The following is a 20,932-nucleotide window of genomic DNA, read 5'->3' as shown; positions in this document are numbered from 1 at the left end:
GCTCTTATCTCGCCACGGCCGCCCGGCGCAGCCGGTCGTTGATCGCTTCGCCTAGATCCTCCTCGGGGATCGTCATCACCGCGATCGCCCGCGGGCGCCTCTCATCGAGGGCGCGAAGATAGCCGAACAGATTGGCGGCGGCTTCATCGAGATCACCGCTGGGCGACAAATTCATGACCGCGGCAGCGGCCTCCAGGCCAGGCAGGCGCGCGGGGCCGAACGCCAGCAGCGCTTCGCCCGGCGCGACGTCCTGCGCATTGAGCCGCACATGGGCGCGCGGCGCGTAATGCGAGGCCAGCATGCCCGGCGCCAGCGGCTGGCTGTCGTCGCTGTCGGCCTCCGCCGGCAGTCGCGCCAGCGGTGCGCCGAGCACGGCCTCGATCCGCTCGCGTGACAGGCCGCCGGGCCGCAGCAGCATCGGCTCGGCAAAGCAGCCGACGATGGTCGATTCGACGCCGACCGTAACCGGCCCGCCGTCGACGATCAGGTCGATCCGGCCCGCAAGGTCGCCCTCGACATGAGCTGCCAGCGTCGGCGAGACGTGGCCGGAGAGATTGGCAGACGGCGCCACCACAGCCCCGCCAAAGGCGCGCAGGATCGCCTGCGCCACCGGATGGGCCGGAATGCGGATCGCGACCGTGTCGAGGCCCGCAGTGGCAAGCTCGGCCACCGGGCAGTTTTCCGTCTTCGGCACCACCAGCGTCAGCGGCCCCGGCCAGAACGCCTCCGCAAGGCGCGAGGCGCAGGCGTCGAATCGCCCGATCCTGCGCGCGGCCGCGAGGTCGGCGACATGCGCGATCAGCGGATTGAAGGCCGGCCGCCCCTTGGCGGCGTAAAGATGGGCGATCGCGCCGGCATTTCCGGCATCCGCCCCGAGCCCGTAGACCGTTTCGGTCGGGAACGCGACCAGCCCGCCGGCGGCCAATGTCCGGGCGGCAGCCTCCGCGCCAGCCTCGCCGGCCGGTAAAATCAGCGTTTCAAGACCCGTTTTCACAGGGATAAGATTCCTCAGCTCGGCCGCTTGCGGTGCGCCAAACCCGACGCTATAAGCCGGCCTCTTGTCGGAGTGTGGCTCAGCCCGGTAGAGCACTGCGTTCGGGACGCAGGGGTCGCAGGTTCGAATCCTGCCACTCCGACCATTCTTCCAAAAGTCGACGTTTTCCTAAGGCTCGTTCCCAATGGCTTGGCGGACCGGCCGCCGGCGCCCGGGAGCGCCTTCTTGCAACGATTTTCGGGGCGGGTCCACGGCCCATTTGGCCGGGCAGGGCGGCTTGTGTGAGCGGCATGGCTCGGCATTTGCCGATATCAATGACTCGGCGTTGTAAGCTAGGTCAGAGGACTACCGCCGCGCCACCAGCACGCCGATCATGAACGCCACCATCAGCGCCGGCAGCGGCGCCTCGCGCACCATGCCGCGAACGACGTGTGTCCAATGTTGCTCCGGGACGAGGTTCGGAGACCTGATCTCCGGCGTTGGCGTGATGCCCCATTCCGACGCTAGCTCTGCGACCTCGCTCGATGCGAGCCGCACGCCATCGCGGACGCGGAAGATCGCTGCGTCGGATCGTTCGCCTGGTGCGAGCGCCATCAGCGTCGCGACGGCTGTGCGCAACGTCATCTCGCCGTAGCCTTGCAGCCTGACCGATTCCTCGGGGTCGGACGTCATCGCAAATACCTCACAGCGCCAAATGCTCTACAGCGCGAAGTGGCGCGCGATGGTGAAGGCCATCGTCGCGCACAGGACCAGCGTGGATACCGCGCCGGCCACGCCGCGCACGAGATCGGCCCGCGTCAGGTGCCTGGTCATGATCTTGCTCCATGCTCGGCATGGCAATGGCGGGGAGGCGGCGTTGGTTCCTTGCGCGACGGGCGAATCGCGAACCGCGGCTATTTCCGCAGCAGCTCGCTCAGTGCGGCCGTCGCCTCGGCGCAGCGGATATCGTCGATTTCGCGCGACAGGCTGAGGGCGCTCGATCTGAGCTCTTCGACTTTCCAGCTCTCGGGGTGCTGGGTCTCGAGTTGACCGAGCCGCTTGTTCAGATCGTCCAATCTGGTCTGCAACTGCTCGACGCTGGCAGCCCCGTTCACCACCCAGACTCGTTGCGCACGCATCGTCGTTCCCCTGCTCGTCTCACGGCGTTGTGAGAGGGGTTCGTGGCCGCAATGGGAGTTTCTTTTGTCCGGCTTCAGACGGACGGGAACCGTTGCAGATCGGCAACGGGAGTTCCTTCGTGTTAGCGTGCGTCTGGAGCTCGGCCCGTCGCCGCATCAGGCCGCGCGCGGCCACTCGGTCGATTGCTTTTCAAGCCGGCTTTCGAGAATGGCGACGCTCACCCGGATATTCTCGCGCCGAGCCCGCAGGTTGTGCGCGAGCATGGGGTAGGCGACGTTCTGGGGATCGCAGATTCCAGCCTTCCGCTCTTCCTCCAGAATGTCGGCGTCGATCATTCGCAGGCGCCAGCGCAGGTCGGAGATCAATGCGTGAAGCTGTGTCGGCATGGTCGCTTCGAAACGGGACGTCGGGTGCATGATCGCCTCACGATGAGACAGACCCACTGCGGGTCTGAGGGATTTGACTGCCGTGCAGCAAGCGGAATGCCAGTGGGCGGCTGAGCGTCTCGCGCGATTGCTCGACGGCGCACCGGAACGATTGCCACTTTTTCCCGTTGCTGCAGGGGCCTCGACAACGAGGCGATCGAGGGACCCATGCCGCTCATCCGCTATTTCGTCTTCACCGGCGGCGCTCTGCTCGCCCTCCTGTACCTCGCTGACTACTACCTCGCCGGCCCCGTAAGCGCCGCCGCCGAAACCGGACCGGACCTCTCGATCGCCCGAATTCATTCTGCACAGACCTGGCCGGAGAAGATCGTCTTCGACACCAACGTGCGACAGATTCCGTTGACCAAAACTGTGGCGTCAACGTCAGACGCGGCGGCGCCAGTCGCGCCGGACGGTACGCGCCAGGCATTTGCCATGGCGGCGCAGCCCGCCGCGGAGCCCAGGCAGGCCAAGGCGGCCTCTCCGAACAAGCGCGTCGCGGAGCGGCATCGGCGCCGCCAGCCGTCGCGCATGGTGGCGCGCAGTCAGTTCTTCAACGAGCCCGTCGCCGCAGAATGGTGAGTGGCGCCCTATGAGGGTGTTTGCGCGCGACGTGGATGCGATCAATCCCAATTCATCCTCGGCGCTTCCCGCGGAACGGTCGGGCTGCCTCTCGGTTGGGCACCGTGCCGGACAGCGAGGCTGTGCGCGCGGCGCATCGCGCGATAGGCTCTGCCGCGACCTGACCCGGGAAGCGGACGAGGGAAAGATTCGTGGCGAGATTTGTAACTGTTGCGGCCGGCCAGCTTGGCCCTGTGGCGCGGACCGAGACCAGAACCGCGGTCGTGGCGCGCCTGATGGCCTTGATGCGCCAGGCGCACGCCAACGGTTGCGACCTGATCGTCTATCCCGAACTCGCGCTGACCACGTTCTTTCCGCGCTGGTATTTCGAGGACCAGGCCGAGATCGACAGCTTCTTCGAGCGGGAGATGCCGGGGCCGGAGACGAGAGGTCTGTTCGATCTCGCGCGCGAGATCGGCATCGGGTTTTACCTTGGCTATGCCGAGCTGACGGTCGAGGCGGGCATGGTCAGGCGCTACAACACCTCGATCCTGGTCGAGAAGAGCGGCGCCATCGTCGCCAGATATCGCAAGGTCCATTTGCCCGGGCATGCCGAGCACGAGCCCTGGCGCGAATTCCAGCATCTGGAAAAACGCTATTTCGAGCCCGGCGATGGTTTTGGCGTGACCGAGGCCTTTGGCGGCGTGATGGGGATGGCGATCTGCAATGACCGCCGCTGGAGCGAGACCTATCGGGTGATGGGCCTGCAGGGCGTCGAGATGGTGATGATCGGCTACAACACGCCGGTGCACAATCCGCCCGCACCCGAGCATGACGATCTTTCGCTGTTTCACAATCATCTGGTGATGCAGGCCGGCGCCTACCAGAACGGCACCTTCGTGGTCGGCGTGGCCAAAGCGGGTGTCGAGGAAGGCGTCGACCACATCGGCGGAAGCTGCGTCATCGCGCCCTCCGGCGAGATCATCGCGCGATGCACGACCAAGAGCGACGAGATCGCGCTCGCCCGCTGCGATCTCGATCTCTGCAACTCCTACAAGCGCACCACCTTCAATTTCGACGTTCACCGTCAGCCGCAGGCGTACGGGATGATTGTCGAACGGAAGGGCGTGACCATGATGGCGGATGGAACGCCGGTGCGAACGACGGGGTGATCTCCTGTAGCCCGGGTGAGCGTAGCGATACCCGGGGCCGCTCGCGCGGCGTTCGCACCTTCCCGGATTACGCTTGCGCTCCATCCGGGCTACGGGACTTCCTGTGTCGCCCCCTGTCAGTCCGCCGCCGCTTAGAGGCGATGCTATCCCGTGCTTCGCTCGGAATTGGCCATGTCGCGGCAGTCAGGCGCAACAATCTCAAATGTCGTCCTGGCGAAGGCCAGGACCCATACCGCGAGGTCAAGCGATTTGACGCGGTATCAATCCCACCGAACGAATGTCCGCCAAACCCCTCCCTGGATAATGGGTCCTGGCCTTCGCCAGGACGACGCCTGAGCCATCAGTTTGATCCGTGATCTCATCACAACCAAGTGTCTTTATTCGGAAACAATCATTCCCTATTATCCCGTAATGCAAAAGACCGCCCGCAAATCCCAGCCGATTGCCCGTCCGCCCGGCCGTCCCCGGGAGTTCGACATGGACACCGCGCTCGACAGGGCCGTCCGCGTGTTTTCCGAGCGCGGCTACCATGCCACCTCGATCGGCGATCTCACCACGGCGATGCGGCTGGCGACCGGCAGCGTCTACAAGGCGTTTCGCGACAAGCATGCGGTGTTTCTCGCCGCCTTCGAGCGCTACGTGGCGCTGCGCCAGGAGCAGACGCGTAGCGCGGCGGCGAAAGGCGCCAATGGCCGCGAGCGGCTGCGCAACATGCTGCTGTCGTATGTAGCGCATTCCCAGGGCAGCGAGGGGCGGCGCGGCTGCCTCGTGGTCGGCAGCGCCGTCGAATTGTCCGCGGTCGATCCGGTGGTCGCCGCCCTCGTCAGCGCGCGGCTCGAGACCAACGAAGGCTTCATCGCCGGCCTCATTCGCGAGGGGCAGGCCGACGGCTCTATACCCCGCCATGTGGCCGCCGACGACACCGCCCGGCTGATGATCTGCATCACGCAGGGTCTGCGCGTCGTCGGCAAGGCGCGCTTGTCGCTCGACGGCAAGCGCCTGGTCGCTGTCGCGATGAAGCTGCTCGCCTGAATTTTTTGTCATATTAGGGAACAAGTGTTTCCTATAGTTAGGAGACTGTGTGAATGACGATGAATGCCACGATCGAGACCGCGCAGGATCCGGATGCGGTGCCGCAGCTCCTGACCTTCGTGCTTGCCGCGGCCTGTGGCATGGTCGCCGCCAACATCTATTACGCCCAGCCGCTGATCGCCCCGATCAGCGCCGCGCTCGGCCTGTCGCATGAAGCGGCGGGGCTGATCGTCACCATGACGCAGATCGGCTACGGCGTGGGGCTTCTCTTCATCGTGCCGCTCGGCGACCTCGTCGAGAACCGTACCCTGATCTGCTCCGTCATCACGCTCGGCGCGGCAGCCCTGCTCGCCGCGGGGTTCGCGTCCCACGCGCTGCCTTTCCTGATCGCCGCGCTGTTCATCGGGCTCGGCTCGGTCGCGGTGCAGATCATCATTCCCTATGCGGCGCATCTGGCGCCGGCAGCCATTCGCGGCCGCGTCGTCGGCAACGTCTCGACCGGCCTGATGCTCGGCATCATGCTGGCGCGGCCGGTGTCGAGTTTCGTCACGGCGATGCTGTCGTGGCACGCGGTGTTCTTCTCTTCGGCCGCGCTGATGATCGTGCTCGCAGCCGTGCTCTGGATGACGCTGCCGAAGCGTAAGCCGGTCGCGCGGATGCATTACGGCGAGTTGCTGCTGTCGATGCCGCATCTGGCGCGGACCACGCCGCTGCTGCGCCGCCGCGCGCTGTACCAGGCCAGCCTGTTCGGCGCCTTCAGCCTGTTCTGGACCGTGACGCCGCTGCTGCTCGCGAGCGAGTTCGGCTTCACCCAGAGCGGCATCGCGCTGTTCGCGCTCGCCGGTGTCGCCGGCGTGTTCGCGGCGCCGATCGCGGGGCGGCTTGCCGATCGCGGCCACAGCCGCATGGCAACACTGGTCGCGCTGCTGCTCGCGGCCGTGGGCTTCCTGATCACGCATGTCGGCGCGGCCGGATCGGTGCTGAACCTCGCCTGCCTGGTCGTGGCCGCGATCGCGATCGACATCGGCGTGCAGGGCAACGTCGTGCTCGGCTTCCGCGCGATCTTCGCGCTGGGGCATGAGCACCGCAGCCGCCTCAACGGCCTCTACATGGCGACGTTCTTCACGGCGGGCGCGGCGGGCTCGGCGGTCGGCGCCTGGGCGTTTGCGCAAGGCGGCTGGACGCTCGCATCGGCCATTGGCCTCGCGTTGCCCGTCGCAGGGCTGATCTATGCGGCCACCGAGTAGCGGCCGCGGTGGTCCAGATTGCGCGATTCGGCCCGTTTACCAAGGCCGTCCGGCCGGCAATTTCCACCTCGCAGTTTCCCTGCCGCTGTAGTACTTTGGTCGCAAGCGAGCCTGGTTAACGGGCGGCAGGGGGAGGCTGATGAGGCGTGCGGGGCTGGTTGGCGTACCGCGGGTACGACCATGGTCGTGGCAGGCGTTTCTGCTTGGATTCGTCGTTGTCGCGATGTCGGCTGCGCTCCAGGGCGTCTGTGTTGCGCTCGGCGCAAAACTTTATTTCGCGGCGTTCCTACCCAGCCTGTTCGTGCTCGGCATTGTCGCGGGCGCACCGGCGGCGGCGTTCGCCGCGGTGGTTACAATTCCGCTGGTGTGGTGGGCGTTCATGCCGCCCTTCTTCGAGTTCAATTCGCTGACCAGCGCGCATGCCGATTCCATCAAGCTGTTCTGCCTGCTCGCCGTGCTGGTGATCGGCCTTGCCGATCTCTGCCGTGCGACGATGGCGATCATCAGCCGCGGCGGGTTGAAGCCGCGGAGCGAGAGCGCGGCAACGAATTCGCAATAGATCGGCCTTGCGCGGTCGCGCACGTTGCGCGCAGGCAACAGTCCGGAAACCATTCGCACGCTTGCTGTGCGGCGCTAACTTTTCGAAAAAGATTTGGCCGCAATTTCTCCCCCGGGAATGACGAGGGAGTTTTCGGACATGAACGGCCAAATCACCGGTCACGCCATCTTGGAGAACGTGCGCCGCTACCGCGGTATCGCGTCGCTCTATCGCCAGACCGCTGCATTCCGTCCGGGCCAGAGCTGGTCGCTGCTCGAGCAGGCGAAGGATTGGGAAGCGCGGGCGCTGCTGGAGTTGGAAGCCTATTTTGCCGCGCGGATGGACTACGCCGCGACGCGTGCGGCCTGATCGTTAACCATCGGCGCGGCCTTGGGCAGGCCCGCCGAGGGGCCGGTCGTCGGGTCGCTTACGGAGACCACGGGGCGATTACGGAGTTCTCTCGACGCCCGCCTGTGCTAGCAACGTCCCGACCGAGACATCCCAATTCGGCCGGGGCAAGCGATGACCACCTTTAACCGCATCTTCACGACCGAGCGCCTGCTCCAGATCATCGTCATTCTCGCGGCCACGGTCGCGATGAAGCTGATGGGCTGAAATTCGACGGGCTATCGCGCGCCGAGTTCGGGCAATTCGGGCAGATAGTTCGACCCCTCCGATCCCAAGAAATCGAACATCGCCTGCGCCGGTGGCAACAGCACCTTGTCGCTGCGGCGGATCACGTACCATTGCCGCACGATCGGCAGGCCCGCGACGTCGAGCACGATCAGCCGGCCCTCGGTGAGCTCGTGCGCCACGGTGTGGGCCGAGATGAAGGCGATGCCGAGCCCGGCGATGACAGCCTGCTTTATGGTCTCGTTGCTGCTCATCTCCATGCCGATGATCGGCTCGAGATCCGACCTCTGGAACATGCCTTCCATCAGTGTCCGCGTGCCCGAGCCGGGCTCGCGGGTGAGAAAGGTCTCGTGCACGAGGTCGGTGAGGTTGAGGCCGGAATCCTTCTCCAGCCAGTGCCCCTTGCGCGCGACGATGATGTGCGGATTGCGCCCGAGCTGACGGACGTCGACGCTGACATCGGCCGGTGGCCGACCCATCACCGCGAAATCGAGATCGTAGCCGTGCATGGCCTCGCGGATCTCCTCGCGATTGCCGACCGTGAGCTTGAGCTCGATCTTCGGATACCGCTTCGAGAATGCCGCGATCGCGTGCGGCACGAAATATTTTGCAGTCGAGACAGCGCCGAGATGCACCGTGCCGCCGGTTCGCCCCGCAAGCAGGTCGAGCGCGCCCTGGCAGTCGGCGATTGCGGCTTCGACCCGCTCGGCGAGGGTAAGCACCTCCTTGCCCGCCTCCGTCAGCAGCATGCCGTCGCCGGTCCGCTGCAGCAGCGGCAGTCCGGCGAGATCCTGAAGCTGGCGCAGTTGCTGGGTCACGGCCGGCTGCGTCAGGCCGAGTTGGGTCGATGCGGCCGTGACGCTGCCCTTGGCCGCGAGCGCCGCGAGCGAGCGAAGCTGCCGGATCGTCAGATGCCGGAGCTGTGCTGAGGCATTATAAGATAATTCTTTGGCACTCATTATGAATAGAAATTTTCCTTATTAAGCCGCCCCTGTCAATCTCATCGTTGTTGGCACTGACCGCACCGGACCTCCAGCGGGGAGGGAACTGGATACGGCACCAGCAAGGGGATGGACGCAGATGACCGGGCAACTCAGGCTGGACGACCACCTTCAGCGGTATTCCGAGACGGCGCCGCATGCGCTGGCCGTGGCGGCCGCGGTCGACGCCATCGCGGCAGCCGCGATCGAGATCGCCGATCTCATCGCGACGGGAGACCTTGCGGACGCATCGGGCCTGACCACCGGCCGTAATAGCGACGGTGACGTCCAGCGCGATCTCGACGTGCAGGCCGACGCGATCCTGCGCCGCTGCCTCGGCAAGCTGCCGATCGCGGCACTGGCATCAGAGGAGATGCGCGAACCTCAGATCGGCGACCGCGCGGCGAAGATCTGCGTCGCGATCGATCCGCTCGACGGCTCCTCCAACATCGACATCAACATGACCGTGGGCACGATCTTCTCGATCCTGCCCGCGCCCGATGATCTCACGCTCGCCTTCCATCAGCGCGGCTCGGCGCAGCTCGCGGCGGGGTTCGTCACCTATGGTCCGCAGACCTCGCTGGTGCTGACGCTTGGCGAGGGTGTCGACATCTTCACGCTTGACCGCAGGTCCGGTTGCTTCCGTCTCGCCCGCAGCGCCGTGCAGATCTCCGAGACGTGCGAGGAGTTCGCGATCAACGCCTCGAACCGCCGGCATTGGGAACAGCCGGTGCGCGCCTTCGTCGACGAATGCCTCGCCGGTGTGGAAGGGCAGGCCAATCACAATTTCAACATGCGCTGGGTCGGCTCGCTGGTTGCCGAGGCCTATCGCATCCTCACCCGCGGTGGCGTGTTCCTCTATCCCTCCGATGCACGGCCCGGTTATGGCGACGGCCGCCTGCGCCTCGTCTACGAGGCGCACCCGATGGCTTACATCATCGAGCAGGCCGGCGGCTCGGCTTCGACCGGGCGCGAGCGCATCCTCGAACTCTCGGCGCAGAGCCTGCACCAGCGCGTGCCGCTGATCATGGGCTCGAGCAACGAGGTGCAGCGCGTCGAGGAGCTGCATTGCGATCCCTTGCTGGTCGCCAGCGTCTCCGCACCGCTGTTCGCGCGGCGCGGCTTCTTCCGGCTGTGAGCGAGGCATCCTATGTCCAGGAAGTATCCGATCATCTCCATCACCGGCTCTTCCGGCGCCGGCACCACGTCGGTCAAGAAGACCTTTGAGCAGATATTCTTCCGCGAGAAGGTCAACGCCGCCTACATCGAAGGCGACGCCTTCCATCGCTACGATCGCGCGGAAATGCGCACGCAGATGGCGAAGGAGGCCGATCGCGGCAACAGGCATTTCAGCCATTTCAGCCCCGAGACCAACCTGTTCGAGGAGCTGGAGCGGGCGTTCCGCGACTATGGCGAGAGCGGCACAGCGATGACGCGGCACTACGTCCACGATGCCGAGGAATCCGCGCTGCATGGTGCCGCACCCGGCACCTTCACCGAATGGAAACGACTGCCGGAGAGCTCCGATCTGCTGTTCTACGAAGGCCTGCATGGCGCGGTCGTCACCGACAAGGTCAACGTCGCGCGCTATGCCGACCTCAAGATCGGCGTCGTGCCCGTCATCAATCTCGAATGGATCCAGAAGCTGCATCGCGACCGCAGTGCGCGAGGCTATTCGACCGAGGCCGTCACCGACACCGTTCTGCGGCGGATGCCCGACTACATCCACTACATCTGCCCGCAATTTTCCGAAACCGACATCAACTTCCAGCGCGTGCCCACGGTGGACACCTCCAATCCATTCATCGCGCGCTGGATCCCGACGCCGGACGAATCGATGGTCGTGATCCGCTTCAAGAACCCGCGCGGCATCGACTTCCCCTATCTGCTCTCGATGCTGCCGCAAAGCTGGATGTCCCGCGCCAATTCGATCGTCTGCCCCGGCGCGAAGCTCGATCTCGCCATGCAGCTCATCCTGACGCCGCTGATCATGCAGCTGATCGAGCGCAAGCGAAACCTGAAGTGAACAAGGAGAGTATCCGATGAACATCTCCGTCCACGCTGACGCCGACCTCACGGCGGTTGCGCACAGCGATCTCGCCAATGCCGTCCGCTTTCTCGCGGTCGATGCCATCGAGACCTCGCAGTCCGGCCATCCCGGCCTGCCCATGGGCATGGCCGATGTCGCGACCGTGCTGTTCTCGCGCTTCCTGAAATTCGACTCGGCTCACCCCAATTGGCCGGACCGCGACCGCTTCGTGCTGTCGGCGGGCCATGGCTCGATGCTGCTCTATGCATTGCTCCATCTCACCGGCGGCGACCTCAGCCTCGATGACATCAAGGCCTTTCGGCAATGGGGCTCGAAGACGCCGGGGCATCCGGAATATGGCCACACGCCGGGCGTCGAGACGACGACCGGTCCGCTGGGGCAGGGGATTGCGACCGCGGTGGGCATGGCCCTCGCCGAGCGCATGGCCAATGCGCGGCATGGCGATGGCCTCGTCGACCACTTTACGTATGTGATCGCCGGCGACGGCTGCCTGATGGAAGGCATCAGCCAGGAAGCGATCTCGCTCGCCGGCCATCTCGGGCTGGGCCGCCTGATCGTGCTGTTCGACGACAATGGCATCTCGATCGACGGCCCGACCTCGCTCGCGACCTCCGACGACCAGCTCGCGCGCTTCGCTGCCTCCGGCTGGTCGGTTCGCCGTGTCGACGGGCACGATCCCGAAGCAGTTGCGCAGGCGATCGCCGAGGAGCGTGAGAGCACAAGACCGTCATTGATCGCCTGCCGCACCATCATCGGCTATGGCGCGCCGGATCGTCAGGGCACCGAGAAGGCGCATGGCGCGCCGCTCGGCACCGAGCAGGCGGCAGCGGCGCGGCGAGCGCTCGGCTGGGACTATCAGCCCTTCGTGGTGCCAATCCCGATCCTGAAAGCATGGCGGATGATCGGGCAGCGCGGGCAGGTCGCGCGTCTCGCCTGGCTCGATCGCTATGAATGCGCGACGCCCGAGCAGCGCGATCTGTTTGTCGAGGGCAAGACGGTTGCCCTGCCGAACGCCTATGCCCAAGCCTCGGCGAAATTGCGCGAACGCTTTGCCACCGAGCGTCCGAAGCTTGCGACGCGGCAGGCGTCGCAACAGGTGCTCGACGGCATCGCAGGGACGATTCCCGGATTTGTCGGCGGCTCGGCGGACCTCACGCATTCGAACCTGACGCATGCCAAGGCGCAGACCCCGGTCAAGCGCGACGCGTTCGCCGGCGATTACATCCATTATGGCATCCGCGAGCACGGCATGGCGGCCGCGATGAACGGCCTCGCGCTGCACGGCGGCTTCATTCCCTATGGCGGCACCTTCCTCGCCTTCTCTGATTACAGCCGGCCGGCGATCCGCCTTGCGGCGTTGATGCGGATCCGCGTCATTCATGTGATGACCCATGACTCCATTGGTCTCGGTGAGGACGGCCCCACGCATCAACCAGTCGAGCATCTCGCAGCGCTTCGCGTCATTCCGAACCTGCTTGTGTTCCGGCCGGCCGACGCGGTTGAGACGCTGGAAGCCTGGGACTGCGCGCTCCAAGCTGAAAATCGTCCCTCCGTGCTGTGCCTGTCCCGTCAGGCCCTGCCGACCTTCCGCAGCGATGTCCGCGGCAGAAACCGCGTCGCACGCGGCGCCTATCTGATTGTTTCGCCGGACGGCGGCCGAGACGTGACGCTCATTGCAACAGGTTCGGAAGTCTCGACTGCGCTGGAAGCGGCTCGCCTGCTTGCCACCGAGCATATCCGCGCGGCCGTGGTCTCCGCACCCTGCTTCGCGTTGTTCGAGGAGCAGCCGGAGGACTACCGCGCTGCCGTGCTCGGCACTGTGCCCCGGGTGGGCATCGAGGCGGCAGTCGCCGGCGATTGGCATCGCTGGATCGGCACCGAGGGCGAATTCGTCGGCATGCGCGGCTTCGGTGCTTCAGCGCCGGCCCCGGTGCTCTACCGCGAATTCGGCATCACGCCACAAAGCGTTGCGGAAGCCGCCCGGCGGGCGATGGCCCGCACAGGCAAGCAATAACAGGAGGAATTGTCGTGGCCCGTATCACCCTTCGCCAACTGCTCGACCACGCCGCCAGTCACGGTTACGCGGTGCCGGCGTTCAACATCAATAACATGGAGCAGGGTATCGCGATCATGCAGGCGGCGGCCGAGGTCGATGCGCCCGTCATCATCCAGGCTTCGCGCGGCGCGCGCAGCTATGCCGGCGACCTCATGCTCTCGCACATGATCGACGCGCTGGAGCGGACCTATCCGGACATCCCGCTCTGCATGCACCAGGACCACGGTAATGACGAGGCGACCTGCGCCTCCGCCATCGCGCATGGCTTCACCTCGGTGATGATGGACGGCTCGCTCAAGGCCGACGCCAAGACCGCGGCCGATTACGCCTACAATGTTGCGATCACCAGCCGCGTCGTCGATCTCGCGCATTGGGTCGGCGCTTCCGTTGAAGGCGAACTCGGCGTGCTCGGCTCGCTCGAGCATGGCGGCGGCGAGCAGGAGGATGGCCACGGCGTCGAAGGCACGGTCAGCCATGATCAGTTGCTGACGGATCCCGACCAGGCGGTCGACTTCGTCCGCGCCACCAAGGTCGATGCGCTCGCGATCGCGATGGGCACCTCGCACGGCGCCTACAAGTTCAGCCGCAAGCCGGACGGCGACATTCTGGCCATGCGGGTGGTCGAGGAGATTCATCGCCGGCTGCCGAACACGCATCTCGTGATGCACGGCTCTTCCTCGGTGCCGCAGCCGCTCCAGGACATGTTCAACCAGTTCGGGGGCGAGATGCCGCAGACCTGGGGCGTGCCGGTCGAGGAGATCGTCCGCGGCATCAAGAGCGGCGTGCGCAAGGTCAATATCGATACCGACTGCCGACTGGCGATGACCGCGGTGTTCCGCAAAGTTGCGGCGCAAACGCGCTCGGAGTTCGATCCACGCAAATTCCTCAAGCCCGCGATGGATGCGATGCGCGAGCTCTGCCGCGAGCGCTTCGAGCAGTTCGGGACCGCAGGACACGCCAGCCGGATCAAGGTCGTTCCCTTGAGCGAGATGGCGCGGCGCTACCGCGCCGGAGAACTCGATCCGAGCGTCGACGCCCGCGAGCCTGTCGCAGCCTAATCATTCAGAGAGAGAAGAGCAGGAGAGAGCCATGAACGCACACGCAGGAACCGTCCGCGGCAAGGAAAGATATCGATCGGGGGTGATGGAATACAAGCGCATGGGCTATTGGGAGCCTGACTATGTGCCAAAGGACACCGATGTCATCGCGCTGTTCCGCGTCACGCCGCAAGAGGGCGTCGATCCGATCGAGGCGTCGGCCGCTGTCGCCGGCGAATCCTCGACGGCGACCTGGACGGTGGTGTGGACCGATCGCCTGACCGCCGCGGAGAAGTATCGCGCAAAATGCTATCGCGTCGATCCGGTGCCGGGCACGCCGGGCTCGTATTTCGCCTACATCGCCTATGACCTCGACCTGTTCGAGCCGGGCTCGATCGCCAACCTCTCGGCCTCGATCATCGGCAACGTATTCGGCTTCAAGCCGTTGAAAGCGCTGCGTCTGGAAGACATGCGCTTTCCCGTCGCTTATGTGAAGACGTTCCAGGGACCGGCAACCGGCATCGTGGTCGAGCGCGAGCGGCTCGACAAGTTCGGCAGGCCGCTGCTCGGCGCCACCGTCAAGCCCAAGCTCGGGCTTTCGGGCCGCAATTACGGCCGCGTGGTCTACGAGGCGCTGAAGGGCGGGCTCGACTTCACCAAGGATGACGAGAACATCAACTCGCAGCCGTTCATGCACTGGCGCGACCGCTTCCTCTATTGCATGGAGGCGGTGAACCGCGCGCAGGCGGCCTCCGGCGAGGCGAAGGGCACCTACCTGAACATCACCGCGGGAACGATGGAGGACATGTACGAGCGCGCCGAGTTCGCGAAGGAGCTCGGGTCGTGCATCGTCATGATCGACCTCGTGATCGGCTACACCGCGATCCAGTCGATGGCGAAATGGGCGCGTCGCAACGACATGATCCTGCATCTGCATCGCGCCGGTCACTCGACCTACACGCGGCAGAAGAGCCACGGTGTGTCGTTCCGTGTCATCGCCAAGTGGATGCGGCTTGCCGGCGTCGACCACATCCATGCCGGCACGGTGGTCGGCAAGCTCGAAGGTGATCCGAACACCACGCGCGGCTATTATGATGTTTGCCGCGAGGACTTCAACCCGACCAAACTCGAACACGGCCTGTTCTTCGACCAGTCCTGGGCGAGCCTGAACAAGATGATGCCGGTCGCCTCCGGCGGCATCCATGCCGGCCAGATGCACCAGCTGCTCGACCTGCTCGGCGAGGACGTCGTGCTGCAGTTCGGCGGCGGCACCATCGGCCATCCCATGGGCATCGCGGCCGGCGCGATCGCCAACCGCGTGGCGCTGGAGGCGATGATCCTCGCCCGCAACGAGGGGCGCGACTACGTCCACGAAGGTCCGGAGATCCTGGCCAGGGCGGCCGAGACCTGCACGCCGCTGAAAGCTGCGCTCGAGGTCTGGAAGGACGTGACCTTCAACTATGAATCCACCGACACGCCGGACTTCGTGCCGACCGCGCTCGAAACCGTTTGAGGAGACTTGACATGAAGCTGACCCAAGGCTGCTTCTCGTTCCTTCCAGATCTGACCGACGACCAGATCACCAAGCAGGTGCAGTATTGCCTGACCAACGGTTGGGCGGTGAACATCGAGTTCACCGACGATCCGCATCCCCGCAACACCTATTGGGAGATGTGGGGCCTGCCAATGTTCGATCTCCAGGACGCCGCCGGCGTGATGATGGAGCTCGCCGAATGCCGCAGAGTGTATGGCGACCGCTACATCCGCCTCAGCGGCTTCGACTCCAGCCATGGCTGGGAGTCGGTGCGGATCTCGTTCATCGTCAACCGCCCGCCGCAGGAGGCCGAGTTCGAGCTGGTGCGGCAGGAGGTGGGTGGACGCGCGATCCGCTACACCACCGTGCGTCGGCAGCCCGCGCACGCGCCAACCTAACTCATTCTCCTCCGCGCGGAGCACTCCCTGCTCCGTTTCCTTGGCGGATCACTGCTTCGCCGCTCCCCCGCGGCGAAGCCCTTTTCTTCGAGGTGCCGATGCTGGATGTTCCCCACGCAATGACCACTGAGCCCGGCGAGACCAGTTTCGATCTCCGCAAGGAGGCCGAAGAGGCTGGAATCACCGGCACGTTGCAGCAGCTCGAGCAGGAGCTGATCGGATTGAAGCCGGTGAAGAACCGCGTGCGCCAGATCGCGTCGCTCTTGCTGATCGAACGTATCCGGCAGCGTGCGGGACTGGCTTCGTCGCCGCCGACGCTGCACATGTCGTTCACCGGCAATCCCGGCACCGGCAAGACGACCGTCGCGTTGCGCATGGCAAAGATCCTGCACGGCCTCGGCTTCGTGCGGCGCGGGCAGGTGATCTCGGTGACGCGCGACGATCTCGTCGGCCAGTATATCGGCCACACCGCGCCGAAGACCAAGGAGATCCTGAAGAAGGCGATGGGCGGCGTGCTGTTCATCGACGAAGCCTATTATCTGCACCGTCCCGACAACGAGCGCGACTACGGCCAGGAGGCGATCGAGATTCTGCTCCAGGTGATGGAGAACCAGCGTGAGGACCTCGTCGTCATCCTTGCCGGCTATGGCGAGCGAATGACCAGCTTCTTCGCCTCCAATCCCGGCTTCCGCTCGCGCATCGCCCATCACGTCGACTTTCCGGACTATGCGGAAGCCGAGCTTCTGGTCATTGCCGAATTGATGCTGAAAGAGCGCGGCTATCGCCTCTCGGCGGCGGCGCGTGAGGCGTTCGAGAAATACATCGCGCTGCGTCGGACCCAACCGTTCTTCTCCAATGCGCGCTCGATCCGCAACGCCGTCGACCGCATCCGCCTGCGGCAGGCCGATCGCCTGGTATCCGATCTCGATCGCATGCTCGAGATCGCCGACCTCCAAACGATCGATGCCATGGACGTCCTGGCGAGCCGCGTGTTTAGCGGCGTTGCGGACGCGCAGGGGAGTGCGAAGCCATGACCAGAGAAATCCTCATCGCGCCGTCGATCCTGGCTGCGGATTTCGCCCGCCTCGGCGAGGAGATCGCGGCGATCGACGCTGCGGGTGCCGACTGGATTCATTGCGACGTCATGGATGGGCATTTCGTTCCGAACATCAGTTATGGCGCGGACGTCATCAAGGCGATCCGGCCGCTGACGAAGAAAATATTCGACGTGCATCTCATGATCGCGCCGGCCGATCCCTATCTCGAGGCGTTCGCGAAGGCCGGCGCGGATCTCATCACGGTGCATGCCGAAGCCGGTCCGCACCTCGATCGCTCGCTCCAGGCCATCCGCGCGCTCGGTAAGAAAGCCGGTGTCAGCCTGTGTCCCGCCACTCCCGAAAGCGCGATCGAATATGTGCTCGATCGTCTCGATCTCGTCCTGGTGATGACGGTCAATCCGGGTTTTGGCGGCCAGTCCTTCCTGGAGTCCCAGCTCGAGAAGATCGGGCGTATTCGAAGCATGATCGGCGACCGGCCCATCCGGCTCGAGGTTGACGGCGGCATCACGCGCGACAATGCAGCGGCCGTGGCTGCGACGGGCGCCGATACGCTTGTGGCGGGCTCCGCCGTGTTTCGCGGCAAGAGCAGCGCAGACTATGCCGGCAACATCGCCGCCATCCGCGCTGCTGCGGAAGCCGGCAGGGTTCCGGAGCTGCAACATAGTGCGGCGCAGACGATCCGGACCGGTGAGCCCGCGCTCATCCGGTAGGCTATGGGATACAGGCGGAGCGAGCCGGTACCCGAATGGGCTGTGCCAGGGCCTGCCACTTTCCACCAGACATATTGAGTCCGCGCTGATTGGAACTTTCGGCGCAACACGCGTTTGCCTAGAAGCGGGTCAAGCGCGCGGCGGGCGCAGCAAATCTTTTGCACAACCGCCATCGCCCTGACGCAAATAAGGGCAATAAGCTCTATGAATGCGAGGGAGGGTCTCATGGATAACGTACGTCGCTACCGCGCGCTAGCGTCCCTCTGTCGTCAGCAGGCCGCCTACCGGCCGCTCCAGAGCTGGGAACTGCTCGGCCAGGCCGAACATTTCGAATATCTCGCCGAAGTCGAACTCAAGGCGCATTTCGACGCGTGCAATGCGCAACACGACGAGGACGGCGTCGAGGCCACGGCGTGGGAGAGACCCGCTGCGGCGTGACGGTCCAACTCGTTCGAAGATGACCTGAACTTGCCGGTGCCGGCACCGCTCAAGGACGCGGTTGTCGGCCCGAACGACAGGTCTTGTGACCGGCCCGACCTGGTCGTCCCTCGATTAATGCGACATCAGCGTCGGAACGGTCATGGCTTCCAGCATGGCGCGGGTGACGCCGCCGAGGAACCGCTCCTGCAGTCGCGAATGGCCGTAGCCGCCCATGACCAGAAGATCGAGGTTCTCATCGGCTGCCAGCGACAGCATGGTCGGCTGAATGTCGGAGCGCGCCGCCGACAGGTTGACGGTGCGGGTCGACAGTCCGCGCCGGCCGAGATGCCTTGCCAGATTGCGCGTCGAGACTTCGTCGGGAACCATATCTGTTTCGTTGATCGCAATGATCACGATCTCCTCGGCGCGAGCCAGGAATGGTGCGGCGTCGCGCATGGCGCGCGCGGCGAGGCGGCTGCCATCCCAGCAGATGCCGATCCGTTTCGCCTTGAACGCTCCATGGAAGGTGTAGGGCAGGAAAAGCACCGGGCCGCCCGCCTGGAACAGGATCTCGCGGGGCACATCGTTGTCGAGTGAGCCTTGCGCCGGATCCGGCTGGAGCACGATGCTGAGATCGTGCAGCCGCGCCATCTCGCCAAGCAACCCGACCGCATCCCCCGGCATCGCCCCGAGTGGGTGGCATGTGTAGGAAATGCCGGCGTTCATCGCTTCGCTCTTGAACACCGCGAGCGCCGCCTCGGCCCGCTCCACTGCGCTTTCGCGCTCCATCTCGAACACCGCCGCCACCGCAGCGCCGCCCTCCATGACGTAGGCCGCACTGGTTGCCACATAACCAACCGCGACTGCGTCGAGATGGGCGTTGAGGCCCGCTGCGAGTGAGATCGAGCCATCGATCACCGGGCGCATCGGCCGCTCGGTAGGGATGTGGACGAGAATGTCTTTGTACATGACCGCCTCCGATGGACATCATCCGGTAGCTGCAGTCTTTCACGGTGCGCAGGGCCCGCGTTGAGCTGCATCAAACGTGCAGTCTCGACTTTTGGCCGTGTCGCCGGCCCCGGCTACTTTGCCAAGATTTAATCGCGTGGACGGGACGCTGTAAGGTGGCGACCACCATGTTGGGTCCAAGGCGACTTACCCAACATGGACATATCGACATGAACGATCACGTCAATTCCGACACCACCGCGTCCCGCAAGATCCTGAGACCGCGCCGGCTCGCGCTGCTCGGCACCGTGGCCGCGCTTGGCCTGGCCGTGCTGGCGACTGCCCCCGGCTCTTCGCCGTTCAGCGCGAACTCCTTCATTGCGCCCGCCCAGGCCGCGGAGAGCGCCGCGACACCGCCGGGCTTCGGCGACCTCGTCAGCAAGGTCAAACCCGCCGTCATCTCGGTCCGGGTCAGGATCGACCAGGACAACGACAAGAGCGCGATGCTGCAACAGAACCGGATGGATTCGGACGAAGCATCGCCGTTCGACCAGTTCTCACGGCAATTCGGCTTCCGCGGCCCGGGTGGTATGGAAGGCATGCCGCGCCAGCACCGCCAGATGATCACGGGTGAGGGCTCCGGCTTCTTCATCTCCGCGGACGGCTACGCCGTGACCAACAACCACGTCGTCGATCACGCCGAGTCGGTGCAAGTGACGATGGACGACGGCGCGATCTACAGCGCGAAGGTGGTCGGCACCGATCCGAAGACGGACCTCGCGCTGATCAAAGTCGAGGGAAAGAAGGATTTTCCGTTCGTCAAATTCTCCGACCAGAAGCCGCGTATCGGCGACTGGGTGGTCGCGGTCGGCAATCCCTTCGGCCTCGGTGGCACCGTGACCGCCGGCATCGTCTCGGCCAGCGGCCGCGACATCGGCAACGGTCCCTATGATGACTTCATCCAGATCGACGCGCCGATCAACAAGGGTAACTCCGGCGGCCCGGCCTTCGACATGAATGGCAACGTGATCGGCGTGAACACTGCGATCTTCTCGCCCTCCGGCGGCTCGGTCGGCATCGGCTTCGACATTCCGGCCTCGACCGCAAAGCTCGTCGTCGCACAGTTGAAGGACAAGGGCGCGGTCACACGCGGCTGGCTCGGCGTGCAGGTGCAGCCGGTGACGTCGGATATCGCCGACAGCCTCGGCCTCAAGGAGGCGCGCGGCGCGATCGTCGACAATCCGCAGGACGGCAGCCCGGCAGCGAAGGCGGGCATCGAGGCGGGCGACGTCATCACCGCCGTCAATGGCACCGCGATCAAGGATTCCCGCGATCTCGCCCGCACCATCGCCACCCTGGCGCCAGGCACGTCCGTGAAGCTCGATGTCGTCCACAAGGGCGACAACAAGACGGTGACACTGGCGCTCGGCGAGTTGCCGAACGAGCGACAGGCTAGAGCCGACGAGGGCAAGTCGCAGCCAGATGCCGGCATGCCGCCGCGTCTCGGCCTCAGCCTGGCTCCGGCCGGGGACGTCCAGGGCGCCGGCCAAAAGGGCGTCGTCGTCACCGAAGTCGATCCGCAAGGGCCGGCCGCGCAACGCGGCATCCAGACCGGCGACGTCATCCTCAATGTGGGCGGCAAGGCCGTCGCCAATATCGGCGATGTCCGTTCGGAGCTGGCGCAGGCGAAATCGTCCGGCAAGCGCAGCGTGCTGCTGCAAGTCAGAAGCGCGCAGGCGACCCGGTTCGTGGCGGTGCCGCTCGCATAAGTCGAACGTCGATCGGCGCAACTCCAAAAAGGCGGCCTACGGGCCGCCTTTCCTGTTCGCCGTCAGGATTTCGGATGCCCGCCGATAACATTCTCGTTAACGGCAGGGAGGATGACCCGGTTCGTCCGAAAAAGCCGTGTTCGTTCATCACAATTACGGATCTCGTATGGACTCGGCGGCAATGAAGCCGCCGACGATTGCAAGCGTGGAACTTCGAACTTGCCGCCGCTGAGCCGGCCGGCAATTCGTAT

At 65.0% G+C, this 20,932-nt stretch carries 22 protein-coding genes and 1 tRNA gene; 17 read left to right on the top strand and 6 right to left on the bottom strand.

Annotated features, from left to right (window positions below):
- Positions 1–4: 4 nt before the first annotated feature.
- Positions 5–994 (bottom strand): L-threonylcarbamoyladenylate synthase, encoded by a 990-nt coding sequence (locus tag FXB41_RS00560; protein ID WP_219678649.1) that lies wholly within the window; start codon positions 992–994, stop codon positions 5–7.
- Between the two features lie 68 nt (positions 995–1,062).
- Here FXB41_RS00560 and FXB41_RS00555 point away from each other — a divergent pair.
- Positions 1,063–1,139: transfer RNA gene (locus FXB41_RS00555), tRNA-Pro, on the top strand.
- Between the two features lie 200 nt (positions 1,140–1,339).
- Here the strand turns inward: FXB41_RS00555 and FXB41_RS00550 are convergent.
- The 3 genes from FXB41_RS00550 to FXB41_RS00540 all read right to left on the bottom strand — a co-directional run bounded on the left by FXB41_RS00550 (position 1,340) and on the right by FXB41_RS00540 (position 2,448).
- Entirely contained in the window at positions 1,340–1,666 is a 327-nt protein-coding gene (locus tag FXB41_RS00550; protein WP_219678648.1) for a hypothetical protein, read from the bottom strand.
- Between the two features lie 221 nt (positions 1,667–1,887).
- On the bottom strand, positions 1,888–2,112 hold the full coding sequence (locus FXB41_RS00545; protein ID WP_007594875.1) for a hypothetical protein: 225 nt from the start codon (positions 2,110–2,112) through the stop codon (positions 1,888–1,890).
- Between the two features lie 156 nt (positions 2,113–2,268).
- Positions 2,269–2,448, bottom strand: coding sequence for a hypothetical protein (locus FXB41_RS00540; protein ID WP_371261319.1), 180 nt, complete (start codon positions 2,446–2,448; stop codon positions 2,269–2,271).
- A 258-nt stretch (positions 2,449–2,706) separates the two neighbouring features.
- Here FXB41_RS00540 and FXB41_RS00535 point away from each other — a divergent pair, with 258 nt between their 5' ends.
- The 6 genes from FXB41_RS00535 (at position 2,707) to FXB41_RS00510 (ending at position 7,457) form a co-directional block, all read left to right on the top strand.
- Positions 2,707–3,120, top strand: a complete 414-nt coding sequence (locus FXB41_RS00535) for a hypothetical protein (protein WP_219678647.1) — start codon at positions 2,707–2,709, stop codon at positions 3,118–3,120.
- Between the two features lie 191 nt (positions 3,121–3,311).
- A complete protein-coding gene (locus tag FXB41_RS00530) occupies positions 3,312–4,271 on the top strand; it encodes an N-carbamoyl-D-amino-acid hydrolase (protein ID WP_219678645.1) in 960 nt (319 codons plus the stop codon).
- A gap of 477 nt (positions 4,272–4,748) precedes the next feature.
- Positions 4,749–5,303 carry a TetR/AcrR family transcriptional regulator gene (locus tag FXB41_RS00525; protein ID WP_246648485.1) on the top strand — a complete coding sequence of 185 codons (555 nt, stop codon included), beginning with the start codon at positions 4,749–4,751 and terminating at the stop codon, positions 5,301–5,303.
- Positions 5,304–5,356: 53 nt separating this feature from the next.
- Positions 5,357–6,550 (top strand): MFS transporter, encoded by a 1,194-nt coding sequence (locus tag FXB41_RS00520; protein ID WP_219678641.1) that lies wholly within the window; start codon positions 5,357–5,359, stop codon positions 6,548–6,550.
- 139 nt (positions 6,551–6,689) lie between these two features.
- On the top strand, positions 6,690–7,109 hold the full coding sequence (locus FXB41_RS00515; RefSeq protein WP_219678640.1) for a DUF4118 domain-containing protein: 420 nt from the start codon (positions 6,690–6,692) through the stop codon (positions 7,107–7,109).
- Positions 7,110–7,247: 138 nt separating this feature from the next.
- Complete coding sequence (locus FXB41_RS00510; RefSeq protein WP_007594851.1) at positions 7,248–7,457, top strand: hypothetical protein; 210 nt, start codon at positions 7,248–7,250, stop codon at positions 7,455–7,457.
- A 257-nt stretch (positions 7,458–7,714) separates the two neighbouring features.
- On the opposite strand, the gene FXB41_RS00505 is transcribed toward FXB41_RS00510, so the two are convergent.
- Entirely contained in the window at positions 7,715–8,680 is a 966-nt protein-coding gene (locus tag FXB41_RS00505; protein WP_219678637.1) for a LysR family transcriptional regulator, read from the bottom strand.
- Positions 8,681–8,801: 121 nt separating this feature from the next.
- On the opposite strand from FXB41_RS00505, the gene FXB41_RS00500 reads away from it, so the two are divergent.
- From FXB41_RS00500 to FXB41_RS00460, 9 genes are all read left to right on the top strand, one after another.
- A complete protein-coding gene (locus FXB41_RS00500; protein ID WP_219678635.1) occupies positions 8,802–9,839 on the top strand; it encodes a class 1 fructose-bisphosphatase in 1,038 nt (345 codons plus the stop codon).
- Positions 9,840–9,851: 12 nt separating this feature from the next.
- Positions 9,852–10,727 (top strand): phosphoribulokinase, encoded by an 876-nt coding sequence (locus tag FXB41_RS00495; protein ID WP_007594842.1) that lies wholly within the window; start codon positions 9,852–9,854, stop codon positions 10,725–10,727.
- 16 nt (positions 10,728–10,743) lie between these two features.
- On the top strand, positions 10,744–12,765 hold the full coding sequence (gene tkt, locus FXB41_RS00490; protein WP_007594840.1) for a transketolase: 2,022 nt from the start codon (positions 10,744–10,746) through the stop codon (positions 12,763–12,765).
- A gap of 14 nt (positions 12,766–12,779) precedes the next feature.
- Positions 12,780–13,865 carry a class II fructose-bisphosphate aldolase gene (gene fba / locus FXB41_RS00485; RefSeq protein ID WP_007594838.1) on the top strand — a complete coding sequence of 362 codons (1,086 nt, stop codon included), beginning with the start codon at positions 12,780–12,782 and terminating at the stop codon, positions 13,863–13,865.
- A 31-nt stretch (positions 13,866–13,896) separates the two neighbouring features.
- The gene (locus FXB41_RS00480; RefSeq protein ID WP_007594836.1) at positions 13,897–15,357 is read left to right on the top strand and encodes a form I ribulose bisphosphate carboxylase large subunit; all 1,461 of its coding nucleotides are present in this window, start codon (positions 13,897–13,899) and stop codon (positions 15,355–15,357) included.
- A gap of 11 nt (positions 15,358–15,368) precedes the next feature.
- On the top strand, positions 15,369–15,776 hold the full coding sequence (locus tag FXB41_RS00475) for a ribulose bisphosphate carboxylase small subunit (protein WP_007594833.1): 408 nt from the start codon (positions 15,369–15,371) through the stop codon (positions 15,774–15,776).
- Positions 15,777–15,874: 98 nt separating this feature from the next.
- A complete protein-coding gene (gene cbbX, locus FXB41_RS00470) occupies positions 15,875–16,810 on the top strand; it encodes a CbbX protein (RefSeq protein ID WP_219678632.1) in 936 nt (311 codons plus the stop codon).
- Complete coding sequence (gene rpe, locus FXB41_RS00465) at positions 16,807–17,544, top strand: ribulose-phosphate 3-epimerase (protein ID WP_219678631.1); 738 nt, start codon at positions 16,807–16,809, stop codon at positions 17,542–17,544. The genes cbbX and rpe overlap by 4 nt, the downstream gene beginning before the upstream one ends.
- Positions 17,545–17,769: 225 nt before the next feature.
- Positions 17,770–17,982: a hypothetical protein gene (locus tag FXB41_RS00460; RefSeq protein WP_007594821.1), complete on the top strand. Its 213-nt coding sequence runs from the start codon at positions 17,770–17,772 to the stop codon at positions 17,980–17,982.
- 114 nt (positions 17,983–18,096) lie between these two features.
- On the opposite strand, the gene FXB41_RS00455 is transcribed toward FXB41_RS00460, so the two are convergent.
- Entirely contained in the window at positions 18,097–18,933 is an 837-nt protein-coding gene (locus FXB41_RS00455) for a universal stress protein (RefSeq protein ID WP_007594814.1), read from the bottom strand.
- A 209-nt stretch (positions 18,934–19,142) separates the two neighbouring features.
- On the opposite strand from FXB41_RS00455, the gene FXB41_RS00450 reads away from it, so the two are divergent.
- On the top strand, positions 19,143–20,681 hold the full coding sequence (locus FXB41_RS00450; protein ID WP_219678629.1) for a Do family serine endopeptidase: 1,539 nt from the start codon (positions 19,143–19,145) through the stop codon (positions 20,679–20,681).
- Positions 20,682–20,932: the final 251 nt, after the last annotated feature.

The organism is Bradyrhizobium canariense, from assembly GCF_019402665.1.
GTDB lineage: Bacteria > Pseudomonadota > Alphaproteobacteria > Rhizobiales > Xanthobacteraceae > Bradyrhizobium > Bradyrhizobium canariense.
This window is presented reverse-complemented; position numbering and strand designations above follow the sequence as displayed.

Excerpts from the sequence above, each read along its gene's own strand:
- FXB41_RS00475 (WP_007594833.1), top strand. The coding sequence starts at position 15,369 with ATGAAGCTGACCCAAGGCTGCTTCTCGTTCCTTCCAGATCTGACCGAC.
- FXB41_RS00535 (WP_219678647.1), top strand. The coding sequence starts at position 2,707 with ATGCCGCTCATCCGCTATTTCGTCTTCACCGGCGGCGCTCTGCTCGCC.
- FXB41_RS00540 (WP_371261319.1), bottom strand. The coding sequence starts at position 2,448 with ATGATCGACGCCGACATTCTGGAGGAAGAGCGGAAGGCTGGAATCTGC.
- FXB41_RS00520 (WP_219678641.1), top strand. The coding sequence starts at position 5,357 with ATGACGATGAATGCCACGATCGAGACCGCGCAGGATCCGGATGCGGTG.
- FXB41_RS00545 (WP_007594875.1), bottom strand. The coding sequence starts at position 2,112 with ATGCGTGCGCAACGAGTCTGGGTGGTGAACGGGGCTGCCAGCGTCGAG.
- FXB41_RS00510 (WP_007594851.1), top strand. The coding sequence starts at position 7,248 with ATGAACGGCCAAATCACCGGTCACGCCATCTTGGAGAACGTGCGCCGC.
- FXB41_RS00455 (WP_007594814.1), bottom strand. The coding sequence starts at position 18,933 with ATGTACAAAGACATTCTCGTCCACATCCCTACCGAGCGGCCGATGCGC.
- FXB41_RS00500 (WP_219678635.1), top strand. The coding sequence starts at position 8,802 with ATGACCGGGCAACTCAGGCTGGACGACCACCTTCAGCGGTATTCCGAG.
- FXB41_RS00495 (WP_007594842.1), top strand. The coding sequence starts at position 9,852 with ATGTCCAGGAAGTATCCGATCATCTCCATCACCGGCTCTTCCGGCGCC.
- FXB41_RS00480 (WP_007594836.1), top strand. The coding sequence starts at position 13,897 with ATGAACGCACACGCAGGAACCGTCCGCGGCAAGGAAAGATATCGATCG.
- FXB41_RS00505 (WP_219678637.1), bottom strand. The coding sequence starts at position 8,680 with ATGAGTGCCAAAGAATTATCTTATAATGCCTCAGCACAGCTCCGGCAT.
- rpe (WP_219678631.1), top strand. The coding sequence starts at position 16,807 with ATGACCAGAGAAATCCTCATCGCGCCGTCGATCCTGGCTGCGGATTTC.
- FXB41_RS00525 (WP_246648485.1), top strand. The coding sequence starts at position 4,749 with ATGGACACCGCGCTCGACAGGGCCGTCCGCGTGTTTTCCGAGCGCGGC.
- FXB41_RS00550 (WP_219678648.1), bottom strand. The coding sequence starts at position 1,666 with ATGACGTCCGACCCCGAGGAATCGGTCAGGCTGCAAGGCTACGGCGAG.
- cbbX (WP_219678632.1), top strand. The coding sequence starts at position 15,875 with ATGCTGGATGTTCCCCACGCAATGACCACTGAGCCCGGCGAGACCAGT.
- FXB41_RS00450 (WP_219678629.1), top strand. The coding sequence starts at position 19,143 with ATGAACGATCACGTCAATTCCGACACCACCGCGTCCCGCAAGATCCTG.
- tkt (WP_007594840.1), top strand. The coding sequence starts at position 10,744 with ATGAACATCTCCGTCCACGCTGACGCCGACCTCACGGCGGTTGCGCAC.
- FXB41_RS00460 (WP_007594821.1), top strand. The coding sequence starts at position 17,770 with ATGGATAACGTACGTCGCTACCGCGCGCTAGCGTCCCTCTGTCGTCAG.
- FXB41_RS00515 (WP_219678640.1), top strand. The coding sequence starts at position 6,690 with ATGAGGCGTGCGGGGCTGGTTGGCGTACCGCGGGTACGACCATGGTCG.